This is a genomic window from Lyngbya aestuarii BL J, assembly GCF_000478195.2.
Taxonomy (GTDB): domain Bacteria; phylum Cyanobacteriota; class Cyanobacteriia; order Cyanobacteriales; family Microcoleaceae; genus Capilliphycus; species Capilliphycus aestuarii.
Window position 1 is genome coordinate 60,871 of sequence record NZ_AUZM01000003.1, and the last position, 19,828, is coordinate 80,698.

A 19,828-nucleotide genomic window follows, 5' to 3' on the forward strand; every position below is an offset into this window, starting at 1 on the left:
GGGAGATAGTCAACACTTATCACTTTTGACTTATAACCTTTCTCAAATAAGAACAAAAACCTTTTTCAAGTGATGTAGATTGGATATCAACAACTGATCGCCTCCCTCAGAGACTCAAAAGACAAAAACCCAAACCCAAAATCCGGGTTCAGGTTTCAGCATGATCCTTAATATTATGGAAGAAAACTTACTGGAGACTGGACATAAACTTAGCAACAAGATCAATAAAGTCCTCTGTTGATTCGTAAGGTAGGACATTTCGACCCGGAATAATCCGAGACTGACCATTCGGCCATCCCTTATGATAAGCTGCCGCGCGTTGTTCAGGCGTTTCTGAAAACCCTTTGCGGCTAATACTAGAAGCCAAGTCGCCGATCGCCACTAACGTCGGTTGTTGAATCTCCGCCATTGCAGACTCATAATCTTTTCGCCAAAACCCGGCTAAAAATGCAAATACCGCATATCGACTCTTGGGGTTAATCGCACCCGCTTCTAGCATATCAAGCCAATGTTGATCCACCGCTTCAGTTTCAGCAAACAATTGACGAATTGAAAAAGACTCGACAAATTGACGACGACGAGCATAAAGCCAGAATAAACTCCCAATTGGAGCATCAAAAAACAAATTCCACAGGAGTCGATGTTGAGTCGGTGAACCCCCGTCCGTCATTACTCGCCAAGCCGGAGGGCCAGATAACACTAAACCTTTAATTAACTGGGTTTGTTTTTGTTGCTGTAACTCAACTAAAGCGATCGCCGTTGGGAGAAGCGCTCCCTGTACCACCAGTAATACAGGTTTTTTGATGACCGTTTGCAGAAATTCGTTCAATTGTTCAGCCCAATCTTGAGGTTGGTAAGCCACATGAGGCATTTCACTGTCACCACACCCCAGTAAATCAGGATTATAAATCGGATTTTGATAACCTTGTTGTTGCCAGCGATCGCAAAACCGATACCAAAACCGACGGGATAATCCCACACCAATAGGATGGATCAACAGCAAAGGTAAATGTTGTGAAGACTCAGAATCGATTGTCGAATGAACTTCATAAGCACAACGATATCCTTTCCAGGTATAAAACTGCGGTGTTGGGGTTGCTGACGGTTCCATAACCAATGGTGTTGAGATCACAACTTATTTATTCCAAAATTTACTTCGATTCTATAGTGTTTGAACCCAGCGAACGAAATCTCCTGGTGCAAAACTCACCTCGGGATCGAGGGGAAATCGTTCTTGTTGGTTGGCTTGACAGTAGATAAACCGACATAAAACATTATTAAAGTTTGTTTGGCGATCAATTCTCCAGTCTAAAAGACAAGCACCTGTGAGAATTGCACCTTGAAAATTTGCACCAAAAGTTTGAGTTTGGGAAAGATCTGCTCCCCAAAGGTTAGCACCTCTCAAGTCTGCACCTGTGAGATCAGCACCTTTGAGGTTTGCTTCCCACAAATCAGCACCTTTGAGATCCGCTTGACGGAGATCCGCTTGAGTTAAATTGAGTCCTTTCAGGCTAGATAATCGTAGCATCGCCGATCTTAAATCAGCACTTTTAAAATCGGGTTGAATTTCGGGGTTCTGTTTTCTCCAGTGGTTCCAGACTGCAACCCCTTGTTTGAGTATGGCAAGATGTCGTGTATCAGTCATCTAAGATTAACTCCCTGAATAAAAATCTGGCTCAATCTCTGACAATTTGCCCAATAAAAAACGCAGCTTTTACAGAAAAAAGCCACGTCTATCTAGGTTAGCTTAAACTTAACTGCCTTGTTAGGGGCTTAGGTTAGATTCTTTTGACTCAACTTCGGGTTCCACAAGTGAAGTTTCCTCAACAATTTCAGGAAGGGGTTCGGGTGAGGCTTCTGGGGTAATTACTACGGGTTCTTCTAGTTCGGGTGAGGCTTCGACAACAGGTGTTTCCTCGACTATTTCAGGAACAGGTTCGGGTTCAACAACAGGCGTTTGCGACTCGACAACAGGTGTTTCCTCGACTATTTCAGGAACAGGTGAGGCTTCGACAACAGGTGTTTCCTCAACTATTTCAGGAACAGGTTCGGGTTCAACAACAGGGGTTTCCTCTACTATTTCAGGAACAGGTTCGGGTTCAACAACAGGGGTTTCCTCTACTATTTCATCAGTTGGCTGTGTGGGCGAAATTTCTGTCGATGGCTGTAACTCGTCGGGAACAAGTTCGGGAGAGTCTTCGGGTTCTATGGGTTGAGTGGGTTCGGGAATAGGAGCCTGATCAACAATTTCGGGTAAGGTTTGGACGGGTTCAGGTGAGGGTTGGGAAGTATTTTGCTGAAATAGAGGAATTTGCTGAAAACGGCTCAAAATGCGTTTGAATACATTATCAGTTTCCGAGGGTTCTTGGGTAGGCGTTGGAGTTATTGAGGGACTCGCTTCAGAATTGTTGTTCTCGAATACGGGGAGTTGACGAATTTGACCTTGAAGGCGGTTCAACCATCCACCTGTTTGGGGAATGGGAATGGGTGAGGGTGAGGGTTCTACGGGAACAGCAGTAATGGGTGAGGGTGAGGGTTCTTCTTCTGCGGGTGTAATTTCCTCGACTGCTGAAACAGATGCTTCTTCGACGGTTGAAGGAATATCTGTTTCAGGAATTACTTCGATGTCTTCGGTTTCTTCTAAGGGTTCTAATGTTTCAGGAATTTCTTCTGCTGAGGGAACCGTTTCAATTTCTGGGGAAATATCGGCTTCTGAAGTTTCAGGAATTTCTTCTTCTGAGGGAACCGTTTCAATTTCTGGGGAAATATCGGCTTCTGGAGTTTCAGGAATTTCTTCTTCTGAGGGAACCGTTTCAATTTCTGGGGAAATATCGACTTCTGGGGAAATATCGACTTCTGGAGTCAGTTCAACTGGCGGGATAGAAAGATCGGGTTCTGGCGTTTCTTCAACGACTGGAGTGACGGCTTTAACATCATAGCGACGATCAACAATGGGACGGGCTTCGGCGATGCTCAGTTCACCGCGTACCAGTTTAGAGAGGGTGTCTTGACTGTTGGGATTATAGGTAAAAACGCGAGCTGTTTTATTGTAGACGTTGGTTAGGGGTTCACCGAGTTCGTCGAGATATTCGAGTTGTACCCAGTTTTTTCCTGGTTTTATACCTTTTATATAGATCGGTTGCCATTGATCAAGGATAAAGCTATCGCCGTTGACAGTGACGCGAATTCGCCAATCGACAATTTCATCTTCGGGATTTTCTTGAGCCACCAAATGCAGGGGAGCATTCGCCAGGTAGAAGTCTAACAGAACGGGTTCGGCTCCATAGGTTCCTCGGGGTTGGTTATAAGTTAACAGGGGAAGTTGGGGATTGGGGTTGTTTTCTGGAGTTTTGGTGAAAACATGAAAGGTGGTTTGAGCATAAGCGCCATCGTTTTTGAAGCTTTCTTCCCACGGGTAAGCCGCAAACATTCGCAGGGTATGGGTTCCGGCTTCTAGATTGGATAAAACCAGGGGCTTGTCGAGGGTGTAGATATTTTCTAGGGGTTGATTATCGAGAAGGATTTGTAAATGTGGCCCCAAACCTAAAGTTTTATCTCGAAATAGGGGTAAGTCCTGCACTTGCAGTTGGACATTGAGGGTATTGTCCTGAAGGATTTCGTCGGGTTGAGGACTCAGGATGGTGATTTGAGGTTGATAGACATCCAGGGGCTGATGAAGCATTTGAATCGCTTTTGGAGGTGAGACTTCCGCCATCTGGGTTGTTGGTCGAGGGGCTGACAAATTCGGGGGACTGGGTTCGGGTAATTCGGGTTGCTCACATCCGAGAAGATTTAAGACCAAGATGACGGCTAGGGCAGATATTAACCGTTTTCTTAGGGTTGTCCGACCGCAATTCCTGTTCAACATTGAGTTCTCCTGAAACTCCCAAATCCAATTTTGTATAGAAGGCTTCCATAGGGAACTATAGCCCAAAAGGATCATTGACTAAACAGCGCGAGCGAATTTTAGCCTCTCAAGAGCTTTATAAGTTTAAGAACTTACTCTCATTTAGTTTAAGTTTTGTAACATTTATCAATGATTTTTCGTGATTTTTTTGACTCAAAACAGACTATAACCCATATACAGCAATAGTTATAGATGCGTTTAATTATTGTTAACAAGCCATTTCCCCCTGACAGGTAAAGATGATATATCATTTAGATACAACAGCCCTTTGAAAGCGGCGCGCGGAAATTTCCGAAGTGCTAAAGAGGGGTTGAGTGTGAAATTCAAATTTTCCACTCTTGTAGTAAAGTAAAAGGGAGTTATGTTGCCCTCTAGCAAATGTTAGTAATACATTAACTTTTGCTAAGGATTTTGAAAAAGTTTAATCACTTGTTTCATAATCAGCAACACGTAGAGTTTTTGTCATAGGGAGAGGAGAGTCTCAATGACCATCAGTCCTCCAGAGCCGGAGGCGAAGGTGAAGGTTACGGTCGATAAAGATCCGGTCAATACCTCGTTTGAAAAATGGGCAAAACCCGGTCACTTCCGACGTGATCTAGCGAAAGGTCCAAATACCACCACCTGGATTTGGAACCTCCACGCCGACGCTCACGACTTCGATAGTCATACCAGTGATTTAGAAGATATTTCGCGCAAAATCTTTAGCGCCCACTTCGGTCATTTAGCTGTGATCTTTATCTGGCTAAGTGGCGCATACTTCCACGGCGCGAAGTTTTCAAACTATGAAGCTTGGTTAACAAACCCCACAGGCATCAAACCGAGTGCCCAGGTTGTTTGGCCAATCTTCGGTCAAGAAATTTTAAATGCAGATGTGGGAGGAGGCTTCCAGGGTATTCAAATCACCTCTGGATTGTTCCAACTCTGGCGTGCATCCGGCATCACAAATGAATTCCAGCTTTACTGCACCGCTATTGGTGGGCTGGTTATGGCAGGCTTGATGCTGTTTGCAGGTTGGTTCCACTATCACAAACGCGCTCCCAAACTGGAATGGTTCCAGAATGTGGAGTCGATGATGAACCACCACTTAGCAGGATTGCTCGGCTTGGGATGCTTAGGTTGGGCTGGACACCAAATTCATGTGTCCTTACCGATCAATAAGCTTCTGGATTCTGGGGTTGCCCCCGCTGACATCCCCCTGCCCCATGAGTTTATTCTGAACCGGGATTTAATGACCGAGCTGTATCCCAGCTTTGCAGAAGGATTAAGACCCTTCTTCACCTTAAACTGGGGAGTCTACTCAGACTTCTTAACCTTCAAAGGCGGTTTAAATCCGGTAACAGGTGGGTTGTGGTTGTCAGATACAGCACACCATCACTTAGCCTTAGCTGTACTCTTCATCATTGCTGGTCATATGTACCGTACCAACTGGGGTATTGGTCACAGCATGAAGGAAATTCTAGAGGCCCATAAAGATCCACTACTGATCGGTGGTACAGGTCATAAAGGTCTCTACGAAACGCTAACCACTTCTTGGCACGCACAGCTAGCGATTAACCTCGCAATGTTGGGTTCTTTGACCATCATCGTCGCTCATCATATGTATGCGATGCCGCCTTACCCCTACATTGCCACCGATTATCCCACTCAACTATCGCTGTTTACCCACCATATGTGGATTGGCGGATTCTTGATTGTGGGTGCAGGTGCTCATGGTGCCATTTTCATGGTGCGTGATTATGATCCAGCGAAGAACGTCAATAACGTTTTGGATCGGGTAATTCGTCACCGTGACGCGATTATTTCTCACTTAAACTGGGTTTGTATTTTCCTAGGCTTCCATAGCTTTGGCTTGTACGTTCATAACGATACAATGCGAGCCTTTGGTCGTCCTCAAGATATGTTCTCAGATACCGGGATTCAGCTCCAGCCAGTCTTCGCTCAGTGGGTTCAACACCTACATACTTTGGCTCCCGGTAGCACGGCACCGAACGCTTTGGCGAGCGTTAGCCCAGCCTTTGGCGGCGATGTCGTTGCAGTGGGCGGTAAAGTGGCAATGATGCCAATTACATTGGGTACGGCGGATTTCATGATTCACCATATCCATGCCTTTACCATTCACGTTACCGTTTTGATTTTGCTGAAGGGTGTTCTGTTCGCCCGCAGTTCTCGCCTGGTTCCAGATAAGAGTGAATTAGGCTTCCGCTTCCCCTGCGATGGTCCGGGTCGGGGTGGTACCTGCCAGGTTTCCGGTTGGGATCACGTGTTCCTGGGTCTGTTCTGGATGTACAATTCCCTCTCGATTGTGATTTTCCACTTCAGTTGGAAGATGCAGTCTGACGTCTGGGGAACTGTAGGAGCAGACGGTACAATTTCTCACATCACTAATGGTAACTTTGCCCAAAGTGCCATTACCATTAACGGATGGTTGCGTGATTTCCTGTGGGCGCAAGCTTCTCAGGTAATTACCTCCTACGGATCTGCCCTGTCTGCCTATGGTTTGCTGTTCTTAGGAGCGCATTTTGTCTGGGCATTCAGCTTAATGTTCCTGTTCAGTGGTCGTGGCTACTGGCAAGAACTGATCGAATCGATCGTTTGGGCACATAATAAACTCAAGGTAGCTCCCGCTATTCAACCTCGCGCTCTGAGCATTATTCAGGGTCGGGCTGTTGGAGTCGCTCACTACCTTCTTGGAGGAATCGTCACCACTTGGGCGTTCTTCCTGGCTCGAATCATTTCAGTAGGATGAGAGTCTGCCGCTTAAGGGTTAGGGTGAAGGATTATTCACGCCTTGCTCTAATTCCTTGAGCGGACCATCGCAAGAGAGCGCGAAGTGCGATCTTGGCGAAAAACGTCAAGGAGCAACTTCGTAAGAGAAGACGATTTAGTTAGGACTTATGGCAACCAAATTCCCCAAATTTAGTCAGGGATTGGCTCAAGATCCGACCACCCGTCGGATTTGGTACGGGATTGCCACAGCCCATGATTTTGAGAGTCATGATGGCATGACGGAAGAAAATCTTTACCAAAAGATTTTTGCTTCCCACTTCGGTCACATCGCCATCATCTTTCTCTGGACTTCTGGCAGCCTGTTCCACGTCGCCTGGCAAGGTAATTTTGAACAGTGGATTAAAGATCCCTTAAATGTCCGTCCGATCGCTCACGCGATTTGGGACCCCCAATTCGGACAGCCTGCGGTAGATGCTTTCACGCAAGCAGGTGCTTCTAATCCGGTTAATATCGCTTACTCAGGTGTTTACCACTGGTGGTACACCATCGGAATGAGAACCAATGGTGATCTCTACCAAGGTTCTATCTTCTTGCTGTTAATGTCTGCAATCTTCCTGTTTGCAGGTTGGCTGCACCTCCAGCCCAAATATCGTCCTAGCCTCTCCTGGTTCAAAAACGCGGAATCTCGTTTAAACCATCATTTGGCTGGTCTATTTGGGGTCAGTTCTTTGGCTTGGACAGGACACCTGGTACACGTTGCCATTCCTGAGTCTCGCGGACAGCACGTGGGTTGGGATAACTTCCTCAGCACTCTGCCTCACCCGGCAGGCTTGGCTCCCTTCTTCACCGGAAACTGGGGTGTTTACGCTCAAAATCCGGATACTGCGAGCCACGTGTTTGGGACTTCTGAAGGTTCAGGAACAGCTATTCTGACCTTCCTGGGTGGATTCCATCCTCAGACTGAATCTCTGTGGCTGACGGATATGGCTCACCACCATCTAGCGATCGCTGTGCTATTCATCATCGCTGGACATATGTACCGGACTCAATTTGGAATTGGTCATAGCATTAAAGAAATGCTCAATTCCAAAGATCCCCTGTTCGGCTTTAAGAATGAAGGTCAGTTTAATCTGCCTCATCAAGGGTTGTATGACACCATCAACAACTCTCTGCACTTCCAGTTAGGCTTGGCGTTGGCTGCTTTGGGCGTAATCACTTCTTTGGTTGCCCAGCATATGTATGCCCTACCGCCTTACGCATTTATAGCGCGGGACTACACCACTCAAGCTGCACTGTACACCCATCATCAGTATATTGCTGGTTTTCTGATGGTTGGTGCTTTTGCTCACGGTGCGATCTTCTTCGTCCGTGACTATGACGCAGAAGCAAACAAAGGTAATGTGTTGGCTCGGATGCTCGAACATAAAGAGGCAATCATCTCTCACCTGAGCTGGGTGTCTCTGTTCTTGGGCTTCCACACTTTAGGAATCTACGTTCACAATGACGTTGTTGTTGCGTTCGGTACTCCTGAAAAGCAAATCCTGATTGAACCTGTATTTGCTCAGTTCATTCAGGCGGCTCACGGAAAAGCTGTTTATGCCATGGATGTTTTGCTGTCGAACCCCGATAGCATTGCAACCACTGCATGGCCCAATCACGGTAACGTTTGGTTACCTGGTTGGTTAGACGCGATTAACTCTGGTAAGAACTCTCTGTTCTTAACCATTGGCCCTGGCGACTTCCTGGTTCACCATGCGATCGCTCTGGGTCTGCATACCACCACTTTGATTTTGGTTAAAGGTGCGTTGGATGCTCGCGGTTCCAAGTTGATGCCGGATAAGAAGGATTTTGGTTATTCCTTCCCCTGCGACGGTCCTGGTCGTGGCGGTACTTGCGACATCTCCGCTTGGGATGCTTTCTATCTGGCTATGTTCTGGATGTTAAACACGCTAGGTTGGGTAACCTTCTACTGGCACTGGAAACATCTGGGTATCTGGCAGGGTAATGTAGCTCAGTTCAATGAATCCTCAACCTACCTGATGGGATGGTTACGGGATTATCTCTGGCTGAACTCTTCCCAGCTGATTAACGGATACAACCCCTTTGGAACGAATAACTTATCTGTCTGGGCTTGGATGTTCCTGTTTGGACACCTGGTTTGGGCAACAGGCTTCATGTTCCTGATCTCTTGGCGCGGTTATTGGCAAGAGTTGATCGAAACTTTGGTCTGGGCTCACGAGCGTACTCCCCTGGCTAACTTAGTTCGCTGGAAGGATAAGCCTGTGGCAATGTCCATCGTTCAAGGTCGTTTGATTGGTTTGGCTCACTTTACGGTCGGTTATGTTCTGACCTATGCGGCCTTCCTGATTGCCTCGACTGCGGGTAAGTTTGGTTAATTTAGATTTGCTAAACTTGCTTAATTGAAGCTGAATCCCTCGTCACATGACGGGGGTTTTTTTATGAGTTAAAAATTACAACTATTAGATATAGCAGTACAAAATTCGGTGTTTGACATTTCTAAATCCTAGAATCCTCTCTTGGTGCGCGTTCCCTAAGATTGCAAACTTCGCTAAGATTGCGAACTTCCAGAGCGACTATTCCGCGCCCGTCGCAAGGCAAGCACTAAGATTGCAAAGTTCCTCCTTGATGGAAACCACCAAGACCGGACTTTGCGCTCTCGACTATTCCGCCTGTCTTGGTCAGCGTTCCCATAGCGAGGAAACCTCGCTGGGGTCTGACCGCAAGTCGCGAGGCAAGCGCTAGCGCCCGCAGGTGGTGAGTGCAGTGCGTTGGTGAAGCAGCAAGGGGGCGCGCGGGTTTCCCCCATGAGTGACTGCGAGAGGCGGGTTCCCCGACAGTCACGCAACTAATGAACCCTTTAGGGGGTCGCACCGCTTTCATAGTCTGCTGTTGCCGGGCCGCAAGATTGCCTATTGCAAGAGCGCTTCGCGCTATATCAGAAGAATATTATTTACCTAAATTAATATCATTTACAGTCATTACACTTACGATTGTAAACTTTAGTTGAATTGGCTTGCCGATCAATAGATAAAGAATTACATTATTAATAGAAGCTAATCAAGCTTCATTTGACAGATAAACAGGCAATGTTTGAAGGGTTCACTCGAACTCAATCTGACAAAGCTAATCATCGCAGTTTACTTTGAAACAAGGAGGTCAACACACTGTTTCATCTGAAGTCTGTCATTTCACATAGCATCACCTGCCTGAGTTGCAGAAATTTCCTCAAATGGTGATTTGGGAGCAATACATTAAAACCAATAACACTCTTTAATGTAACTCTATTTCAATTTGAATAAAGAGGAAGTCAATCTGCTTAACTAGGAGGTTAAGAAAGCTGTTTAAGTTCAAATCTGTCTCGTCAAATATCGGTAACAGCATCCACAAAGTATTCTCATATTTCCTCAAATAGTTAACAGAGAGCAATGCAACTAAATGATCATTTTTAGTGTAACTCTGGATCTATTTTTACATAGGAGGAAGTCACTGAGAAAACAAGTTAGGATGCTGTTATTGTTGTAGGGTTTCTGATTAACTTTAAAAAAATCTAAAAAATAGACTATGTACTGATGATCTCATCAACAAATAGTCTATCTTGAATCTATATTGAAAATGAGTTTGAACGGTATTTATTATTTAGACTTTTGCTTTCTCCTTCTTTCGCTTTTTAGAAGATTCCTTCTTAAATAAAACTCCAAATCCTAAAGCTGTACCTGTTCCTAGAATCGTAAATGGTTCCGGAACAAAATAGACTCCATCAATTGTAGCATTCTGCAAAGCGATATCTCTAGCAATTAAAGTTCCTGAAACCTTTCCTCTACAGAACCGCCAGCCAACAAAGGGACTTTTCCCTGACGTAAAACCGCACATTCACCGAACAATATTAAGTCTGAACTAAGTTTTAAGGATTTATTTTTATTGAAATTCACTGCTATTTTAGCAGGACTGTGATCTCCAATTTTAACCGATAAAATTATTGTATCAGAAGTAGCCGAAAACACATGAACATCAACCCCAAGAACTCGATCTTTTGCAGGAACCAAAACCCAAGCAAAACAAGTTGAAGTTTGTATTTGAGTTGAATACATCGCCGTTGGGTTCGGTTGCTTATGATTATACTTCCGACTCCACCAACCCTGAACCGGATTTTCTTGACCTTGAACCAAATTCACCGTCCAATCAAGAGTAGAAACAGGAATAATTTTCAGATTTCCTAACCCTTCATCCACAGAACCTACAGTATCTGCTTCAGTAACGACAGTACAATCTGGATGAAAATGCCATAGTGTTTCTATTTGACGGGGACGGTTCGTGAAAATTTGATCGACAACGACCCAGTATTGATCACGGAGATAGACAACCGCCCGAGTATGAGTAACTATTCCTGAAACCCCAATAAATCCAGCTTTAAAACAACCTCGGGCATAGTCTAACTCATCAGAAATACTATAGCTAATATTTGCCGTAAGCGGACGATAAGTTTCCCGAATATCCATTTTTTGTCCACCGCCATCAACTAAAATCACATTATGACTGGCTGACCCTCGAAAATAATGCCAATAAGGACTGCGAACATAACTATATCGACCACTATCAACTAATAAATCCCGTCCATAAGCAGCGACAGAAAGATGCAGTTTATCATTATGAATATGATAGTTAATTCCCATCGGCCCCATATCAAAAAATGCCCAGTGAGCTTGTTTATCCCAACCACTTCGCATCACCATTTGACCCGCCCAAGGAAAAATAATAGAAGGTCTGACCATCGGCTTTTGACCGTATTTTCCATGGGTAGTAATATAAGTCCAGTCTAATCGCTCATAACCAATTGCGGCTTTTTTGACAATGGTTTGATTATAATCTCTATCTGAGTCATTATTAAGAACACCATAGCCATCGGGACGCATTGAATAAGCCAAGTAACTCCACATCTGTTCTAAACGTTCTTGAAACAATGGGGGAACAGGCTGACCTGATTGCAAGAGTAAATGAGCAAAACTCTGAAAATCATCCATTGTAACTCGGTGATAATGGCTTGTTAATTCCTTGTGAACTCCATCGGGATAGACCTGAATATTGATCTGGCTAACTAAATGATATTGAGCATATTTAAACCATTCTTGAGACTGTTTAAATTCCGGCCAGTATAAAGCAAGCGTTGCTAAACCATTCATTTCTCGACACAACCAATTGGCTCCCCAAGCATGAAAATGTCGTAGATAATTAGCATGATCGGAAATACTTGATAACATCAGGATACAAGCCACAGGAGAAAAAGCTTCAATAGGTTGTAAACTATAAAAAACCGATGACCAATGGATCATGCGCCAAGCCACTTCTAACCCTCGCAATTGCGCCCAGGTCGATGTATTTGTTGATGATGAACTAGAAATAATCCCATCGATAATCTGATTATTTAAACAGCAAATATAGTCTAAATTATTCGTTTTTTTATAAGCAATTAACAAATCTATTAAATGATAGTGACGATTGAGAAACCAAGCCCATTGTTCATCATCTTTTGGGCCTTTATATGACCAGTCTAAATGATGATCAGATAGACGGGGTACTTTCCCTGTCACTAATTGAAAGGTAAAGGTATCTTTGAGTAATAATTCAGGATCAGAATAATGGATAGTATTCGGTTTAACAGCAAGCTGATGTTGCCATACTGTGGGATTATAATGACAGTAATATTCGAGTAACGCTTCACAAGCTTCTAACCAATTCCCTTTAGAGGTCGCTATTTTAACTGTTTGTAAACCTTCCGTGTCTAAGTTCAGACTCAAAAATATATTTTTAATTCGCTGGGGGTATAGTTCACAAATTTCTGGAAGTGAGATAGCACTCCAATCTGTTTTGTACTGATATCTAATTATTTTTTTTGCCGTATTAACTGACATCAGCCAGTTTTTAGTTAAAGGATATATACACTTAATTTTTATTTTTATTTTCGCTTTTTTTAAATAAGTTTTAGTCAGGTTTTTAAAATCTTTAAATCTTTCTGTATTAAACCAACTTTCAATCATGATAACTTACCCTGGTTTTGATTTTTAATCTCAATAATTGATTATTAAATCAATTATTATAATCAGTGAATAGAAAGACAATTACGTAAAGCTGAGAATATTTATAGATAGCACCCAAAGTGTGAATAACCCAAAAAAAGCTATAAATTATAATCTTCAGTCTATCTCACAATATACAAAATTTGATAAAATCACAAGACTAACTCAAAAAAATTTACAATTTCATATCAAAAATTCTTGTTTTAAAGCTTATAAAAACCTCAATCTTACTTGATCAACATCTAAAGATCTAGGATGTATAGATAAATTAATAAAGAGATGACTTTTGATATTCTTAAAAAATTAGAGTAAATCAAAGCTAAACTTTAGTGATCGCTAAAACTCATAACTACACTGTTGCCTGGAATGTGGTAAGTTGATGAAGCATTGTTTTTAGCCTGTAAAGCGATAACTTTTGTTAGACTTTAAATGAACCCATAAACCCTGTAATCCACAGTAGCAATGACTGTTCAACCTCAAAATAACGGTAATGAGTCAAATTTAATACTGCGTGAGTTCATAACTCAGCACATTAACAAAAGCCCAAATCAGCGTATCTCTTTCGCTGAATATATGAGTTGGGTTCTTTATCATCCTCAACAGGGATATTACGCTACCCCTCCAACTCGCATCGGCGCCTCTGGAGACTTTTTTACAGCGCCCCATTTGGGTAAGGACTTTGGAGAATTACTGGCTGAACAATTGGTGGAGATGTGGGAGGTTTTACATCAACCTCAGCCTTTTACTCTTGTAGAAATGGGCGCTGGACAAGGTATTCTCGCCGCAGATATCTTACAATACATTCAGCAACGGTATCCGCACTGTTTCAACGCTGTAGACTATATCATTATTGAAAAATCAGCCGCCCTCAAAGCAGAACAACAACAGAAACTCAGTGATCAAATCGGTTCTTCCGTCTCGGTGCGTTGGTGTGAATGGGATGACATTCCTAACGATTCCATTACAGGCTGTTTCTTCTCCAACGAACTCGTAGATGCTTTACCTGTACACCAAGTCGTTGTTCGCAATCGTCAACTGCGAGAAATCTATGTTTCCCTTAACACGCACAGTGAGGGTAACAATAGCATTAACGCTTATTTTACGGAAATTGAGGCTGATTTGTCAACCCCCCAACTTCAAACCTATTTTGAAACGCTAAAAATTGACTTATTCTCTGATATTTATTCTGATGGATATCGGACTGAAATTAATTTGGCTGCACTCGATTGGATGACAACAGTTACGAACAAATTACAACAGGGATTTGTATTGACAATTGATTACGGTTATTCGGCTGAACGTTATTATAGCCCAACTCGGGCGAGTGGAACATTACAATGTTACTATCAACATCGTCATCATAATAATCCTTATATCCATATTGGTCAACAAGATATCACCGCTCATGTTGATTTTACAGCCTTAGAAAAACAAGGAGAATTATTAGGATTAGAAGTTATTGGGTTTACCCAACAAGCCCTGTTTTTAATGGCATTAGGACTTGGCGATCGCATTGCGGCTATCTCTCAAACTCAAGGACAAAATTTATCCGAAGTTTTGCGAAGACGGGAAGCTTTACATTCTCTAATTAATCCGATGGGTTTAGGTAATTTTGGAGTTTTAATACAAAGTAAAGGATTAGCCACAGAAAATCCTATTCAACTCAAAGGTTTAACCATTCCTACACTTTAACATTCTTAAAATCGACTACGCCAATTAACCGCCTGTTGATGAATCATTTGACGTTCATTTTCCGACATTTTATCCAAATGACGAAGAACCAAATTCATCCGCCCCAGAGACTTGAGTGTTTCCCGATGTCTATCGAGAAAATCCCAGTAAAAAATATTAAAAGGACAAGCTTTTTCGCCCGTCCGACTTCGAGGATTATAAACACAACCTTTGCAGTAATCGCTCATTTTATTAACATAATTCGCAGAAGCAGCATAGGGTTTAGAAGCCAGAATTCCGCCATCGGCAAATAACCCCATCCCAATCACATTAGTTTGCATAACCCAATCATAGGCATCAATAAAAACCGCATGAAACCAGTTTTCAACCTCTTGAGGGGAAAGTCCTGCAATTAAAGCAAAATTACTTAAGATCATTAACCGTTGAATATGATGAGCATATCCTGTGTTTTCCACCTGAGACAACACTTGAGATAAACAATTCATATCCGTTTTTTCAGCATCCCAAAAAAACTTCGGTAAAGATTGAGTATGATTGAAATAATTGTGTTGGGAATAATCAGCATCCATTAATTGATAAATCCCCTGCATATATTCTCGCCAACCGAGAACCTGACGAATAAATCCTTCTACACAATTTAGGGGTAAATTTTGCTGATAATAAGCAGTTTCTGCGGCTTGAATCACTTCTAATGGATTCAACAAACCTAAATTCAAATAGGGAGACAATAAAGCGTGCCATAAAGTTTGTTCACCTGTAACCATTGCATCTTGATAAGCACCAAAATTAGGTAGACGTTCGGCGATAAAGGATTGCAAAACTTTAAGTGCTTGTTGACGAGTGACTGCCCATCTAAACGGCTCTGTTTTCCCGTATAATGGAAGTGAAATTTGGTTAACCTGTTCAATAGTTGTCTGAGTTATTTCATCGGGTTCAAACCAAAGCGGATGAGGAGGATTTAACTTTACTTTAGGTGGTTTACGATTTTCTGAATCAAAATTCCAGCGATTACCAATCGGTTGTTTATCCTCCATCAAAATATTAAATCGTTTGCGGCTTTCTCGATAAAAGTCTTCCATTAATAAACGTTTACGACCTTTTGACCATTGCTTAAACTCGATTTTCTTCCAAAGGAAATGGTTGTTTTCTAACCAATCGATTTGACAAGATAAGTTTAAATTTTGGATAAATTCCTGGAAAGGTCGATCATTGGGAATCATCACTCGCAACTGAGTAATTTGATGATCTTTAATCCATTTTTTGAGAGGAACTTCCACAGATTTTTCTGTAATAATATAAGTGACAGACCAACCAGCCTCTCGCAATTCTGCTGCAAAATGTCGCATTGCTGACCAGACCAACACCAGTTTTTGGCGATGATCAGGTCTAACTCTGACAAATTCTAGAGATTCAATCAAAATAATCGGTATCTCAAAATCAGAGTCTGCACTTTGTAATGCAGCTTGTTGACTCCAAAGCTGATCTCCTAAAATCCAAATTCCTACTGTCATTAAACTAATTTCCTGAAAATTTATAGTCAGAATATAAAAGATTTTAAACAAATATTTCTATCTTGTCATTACCCCTTCCCAAACTCTCTCTAAAATCCAGAAAATGATTAGGAATAAAAATCATAGACTGGGTTGCTAAAGAAGATCAGAAAATATTTTAATTGAAGGGATAAATTGTACGCAATTACAGTATTTTATCACAACTAATATATGGTTTGGATGCAATTGAGGTTAATAAGGGTTACGATATAAAGAGAAAACTGAAAAATCACTTATCATAGAATTAGAACCTATAACCTCACCGGATTAGGTTTGCACTCTCACCATAGAGTTAGTTAACTTCCTACTCACTCAACTTTTCAATTCACATCTCCCTTTTTCTAACTCTAGTCCTCGTTTAATTTAGGTCAAGCTATTGGCCGATCATGCACCTTCAGTTCAAACAGTTTAGAACAGACCATGCCTAAACTCGGTCAATCCTCATTTCGTCGAATACTTCTGTCTCGGATTTTACTGCTAAGTGTTCCAGTTCTCCTTGTCGGAGAATATGTCACCTATCGGAAGGCGAGATCAGGTTTACTCGAAACTGCTCGTCTCAATTTAACTGAAAGCGCAGTTGAGATGGCACAAGATATTAACTACTGGGTAAAATCCCTCCAGTCTAATCTAATCTTAGCAACAGAAAGCACAATATTACAATCAGAACAGTCCAAAGATTATCAACAATTTATTAAAGAACTAGAACAACAACTTCCGACTCAAGTAAACTGTTTACAATTGGTGAATATTCAAACCAATCAGATTCAAGCCAGTAGTTGTGGAAATCAAGCGATTATTGAAATTCCTCCGAACCTATGGGCTGAGACAAAATCTCAAGATCAGATATTAACCCCGACAAGCGTTTATATCCAAAATAGAGTGTTTGGTTCTCAATTTTCTCCCCTGACAAAACTTGAAAAATCACCCTCTATTCCTCCCTGGAACAATAAAATACAGCTTGTTTTTATGACTCCTGTTTATGTAACAGAATCCCCAAACTTAAATCAACTAAAATACGTTTTAATCTTAGAATCCTATTTGCCCTTATCCTCTAAAGACAGACCCAAATCCTTAACAGGTTTTACAGTAGTTCTGGATGAAGCCGGTCGAATTATTGCTCATCCTGAACCTGAAAGAGTCGGAGTTAACATCAATGAGGAAACTGATGGCCCCCGCCTTCAAAAGATCATTGATAGTGCATTATCTGGAGAGAAAGATTTTGTACATTTATTCTTTTTTGACCAACACGGGAATGAATTACTCGCTGGATATGGCGCAGTTTCCAGTCCAATTTCTCAGGACAAAGAAAGTCAATGGGTGATTTTAGCCGTCACCAGTTTAGATGATGCACTCTCCGGTTTAAAAGAAATCAACTCCGTTTTATTTTATTTAACGATTAGTTTAATTGCAGCTAGTATAATTGCAGCACTTTATTTATCTCGAGATTTAGCGCGTCCACTTGAACGATTGAGAGATTATGCTTTAACCATTAATAGCCGAAAATCACCTAGATCAATTCCTCAAAACTTAAAAATCAGAGAATTTATCCAACTCGGACAAGCGATTAGTATTATGGTTGAACGGCTACAATCAAGAGCATCTGCATTAGAACTCGCCACTAAAGAAGCTCAAATCGCCAATCAACTCAAAGATGAATTTTTACGAATTATTTCTCACGAACTGAGAACCCCACTCAACGGTATTATTAATTCTCTCCAATTTCTCCGAGATGATTTGTGTGATACTCCTGAAGAAGAACAACAATATTTAGACATGGCGAATCAATCAGCTTTGCATCTTTATAGTATTGTTAATGATATTTTAGATATTGCTCTCATTCAAGAAGGACAACTCTCCATTACTCAAAAACCGGTAGACTTAGTTCAAATCATTCGAGAAGTAATCGCCACTCAAAGCTTAGAAATTCATCAAAAAGGTTTATCTTTAAAAGTACATCTTCAAGACCCGATCAAAGTCTGGGCTGACCCAGATAAACTGAAACAGGTTTTTCTCAATATTTTAAGTAATGCGGTTAAATTTACAAAAAAAGGTCGGATTATGATCACTGCTGAAGTTCACCCCATCGTACAATGTGATCGAATATCCTATGAATCCTGTGAGGAGAAATTTCAAGCTGTTATTATCGTCCAAGATACCGGAATCGGTATAGCGGTAGAAAAACAGGATAAACTCTTTCAACCCTTTGCTGTCGTTGATGGTTCAACCACTCGTGAGTTTGGTGGTATTGGCTTAGGATTAAGCATTTCCCAAAGTTTAATGACCATGATGGGTGGTTCTATTGAACTTTATAGCAAAGGCGAAAATCAAGGAACCACAGTTACTCTGTTCATACCTGTCGCCCTATCCTCTTCTGAGACTAAGTTGTTTTCCAACCTGTGATGCAGTTTCTAACATTAATCGGAAGCAAGAGAGAAAAGACAGAAGTAAACGCTGACAATGTGCTATAGTTATTAGTTGTGCCGATGTGGCTCAGTGGTAGAGCGGCGCACTCGTAATGCGTAGGTCAGGGGTTCAAATCCCCTCATCGGCTTCTTTTTTAAATAATAGTTTCAGAAGTGACTTGTCTAGAACTTGTGATCAATTGTAAGCTGGATAAAAGTTAGAGACTGACACCGAAATCAAGCCAGGGATAGAGATAGAAGTTAAACGGGGTAATTCCCAGCTTTTCGGTAGCTTATCGAATTCTCTGTCCTCTTTTTAGAGTATTTCCTCACCTCCTCCATCTCTACAGCTAAGGTGATAATTTGGGTGAACTGTAGGGAATTAAAATTATTATCACTAATCAAAATTAGCGATCGCCGACCATCAGACAGTATTGAACCCCAGGTTAAGCCTTCGATATTGTCTAAACGAAGGTTCAATGTATTCAAATTCAACAACAGGGTTTTGCGAACTGGAGATAAATCCGCAATTTCACCTTGAAGGCGATCTATTCCCTGAATGCGATCGGCTGCATCTAAAGAGAGTTTAAATAATTTTATCGTATTTCCAACACCAAGTGCAAAAGAACGTTCTAAAGCCAGTAAATGATTTTCATCCAAGGCTAGCAGATCCACTAAACCATTAATCTGAAAATTGGTTGGGAAACGGGGTGCGGTGACAATAGGATCGGTAATGTAGAGAAATTCTTGATCGGGTTGACCCGTCTCCATATTATATCTTAAAATTCGACAAGGACTTCCTGCTGTTGGACTCGCAGTTTTTCCATCCTGAACCAGTGCATTTTCTGTCGCGGTAAAGAGATAATGTTGATCGGGAGTTAGGGTTAAACTTTCTAACGCTAAATTATTGCGAATTCCCCATTCTTTTTCCTCAACAGTAGCCTGAAATTTATCAGGAATGGGAAAGCTTCTGATTTCTTGTCCATCGAGGGAAAATTCTTTAATAAAAGGGGGTTGCGATCGCTGAACATCTCCTTCTGAGGAAATCAATACACTGTCTCCTGTAAATGCAATTCCTTCGGGATCTAAACTCATTGCAGGAAAGGGTTCACCGAGAGAATTGAGTAAAGTTATTTCGTCAATAATATTAACACCATCGGCAGAAAGGGTATCTGAACTCAAGTCAATTTTCAGAGTATAAAATCGAGCGGGTGCTTTACTGCTGCGATCATCAGAAATTGCATAATAAACTTGTTGATCGGGGCTGTAAGTAATTCCTGATAATCCTCCAACTTCAGTTTCTTCAAATAAAAATCCGGTTGGAAAAATAACTTGTCCGATCAAATCAAACCTGATATCTGTGGCTAAAGTCATTTTTGATGGATTGATCAAAATGGCGATCAGAATTAACCATCCACAGATTAAAATCAGAATAGAGTTTACTTTTGCATTCATGTA

11 protein-coding genes and 1 tRNA gene are annotated in these 19,828 nt (G+C 41.8%); 5 read left to right on the top strand and 7 right to left on the bottom strand.

Features of this window, described 5'->3' with window-relative positions; translation table 11 throughout:
- Positions 1–187: 187 nt before the first annotated feature.
- The 3 genes from M595_RS02120 to M595_RS28960 form a co-directional block, all read right to left on the bottom strand.
- Positions 188–1,111: an alpha/beta fold hydrolase gene (locus M595_RS02120; protein ID WP_023064437.1), complete on the bottom strand. Its 924-nt coding sequence runs from the start codon at positions 1,109–1,111 to the stop codon at positions 188–190.
- 51 nt (positions 1,112–1,162) lie between these two features.
- Positions 1,163–1,645, bottom strand: coding sequence for a pentapeptide repeat-containing protein (locus M595_RS02125; RefSeq protein ID WP_023064364.1), 483 nt, complete (start codon positions 1,643–1,645; stop codon positions 1,163–1,165).
- Positions 1,646–1,765: 120 nt separating this feature from the next.
- Positions 1,766–3,868, bottom strand: a complete 2,103-nt coding sequence (locus tag M595_RS28960; protein ID WP_071809859.1) for a hypothetical protein — start codon at positions 3,866–3,868, stop codon at positions 1,766–1,768.
- A gap of 523 nt (positions 3,869–4,391) precedes the next feature.
- Between M595_RS28960 and psaA the strand changes: the two genes are divergently transcribed.
- Together psaA and psaB are read left to right on the top strand one after the other, a co-directional pair.
- Positions 4,392–6,653 (top strand): photosystem I core protein PsaA, encoded by a 2,262-nt coding sequence (psaA, locus tag M595_RS02135; RefSeq protein ID WP_023064347.1) that lies wholly within the window; start codon positions 4,392–4,394, stop codon positions 6,651–6,653.
- Between the two features lie 148 nt (positions 6,654–6,801).
- Positions 6,802–9,030, top strand: coding sequence for a photosystem I core protein PsaB (psaB, locus tag M595_RS02140; protein WP_023064332.1), 2,229 nt, complete (start codon positions 6,802–6,804; stop codon positions 9,028–9,030).
- Positions 9,031–10,291: 1,261 nt separating this feature from the next.
- Here the strand turns inward: psaB and M595_RS32650 are convergent.
- Positions 10,292–10,525 (bottom strand): PEP-CTERM sorting domain-containing protein, encoded by a 234-nt coding sequence (locus tag M595_RS32650; protein ID WP_083492759.1) that lies wholly within the window; start codon positions 10,523–10,525, stop codon positions 10,292–10,294.
- Positions 10,450–12,561, bottom strand: coding sequence for an alginate lyase family protein (locus tag M595_RS02145; protein ID WP_238987009.1), 2,112 nt, complete (start codon positions 12,559–12,561; stop codon positions 10,450–10,452). Before M595_RS02145 ends, M595_RS32650 begins: the two co-directional genes overlap by 76 nt.
- 627 nt (positions 12,562–13,188) lie before the next feature.
- Here M595_RS02145 and M595_RS02150 point away from each other — a divergent pair.
- Positions 13,189–14,418 carry a class I SAM-dependent methyltransferase gene (locus tag M595_RS02150; RefSeq protein WP_040483451.1) on the top strand — a complete coding sequence of 410 codons (1,230 nt, stop codon included), beginning with the start codon at positions 13,189–13,191 and terminating at the stop codon, positions 14,416–14,418.
- Positions 14,419–14,423: 5 nt separating this feature from the next.
- Here the strand turns inward: M595_RS02150 and M595_RS02155 are convergent, their stop codons facing one another.
- On the bottom strand, positions 14,424–15,929 hold the full coding sequence (locus M595_RS02155) for a cryptochrome/photolyase family protein (protein ID WP_023064358.1): 1,506 nt from the start codon (positions 15,927–15,929) through the stop codon (positions 14,424–14,426).
- 459 nt (positions 15,930–16,388) lie between these two features.
- Here M595_RS02155 and M595_RS02160 point away from each other — a divergent pair, with 459 nt between their 5' ends.
- Positions 16,389–18,368, top strand: a complete 1,980-nt coding sequence (locus M595_RS02160; RefSeq protein ID WP_023064266.1) for a sensor histidine kinase — start codon at positions 16,389–16,391, stop codon at positions 18,366–18,368.
- Between the two features lie 79 nt (positions 18,369–18,447).
- A tRNA-Thr gene (locus M595_RS02165) sits at positions 18,448–18,519 on the top strand.
- Positions 18,520–18,631: 112 nt separating this feature from the next.
- On the opposite strand, the gene M595_RS02170 is transcribed toward M595_RS02165, so the two are convergent.
- Positions 18,632–19,825: an esterase-like activity of phytase family protein gene (locus M595_RS02170; RefSeq protein ID WP_023064342.1), complete on the bottom strand. Its 1,194-nt coding sequence runs from the start codon at positions 19,823–19,825 to the stop codon at positions 18,632–18,634.
- Between the last annotated feature and the right edge of the window lie 3 nt (positions 19,826–19,828).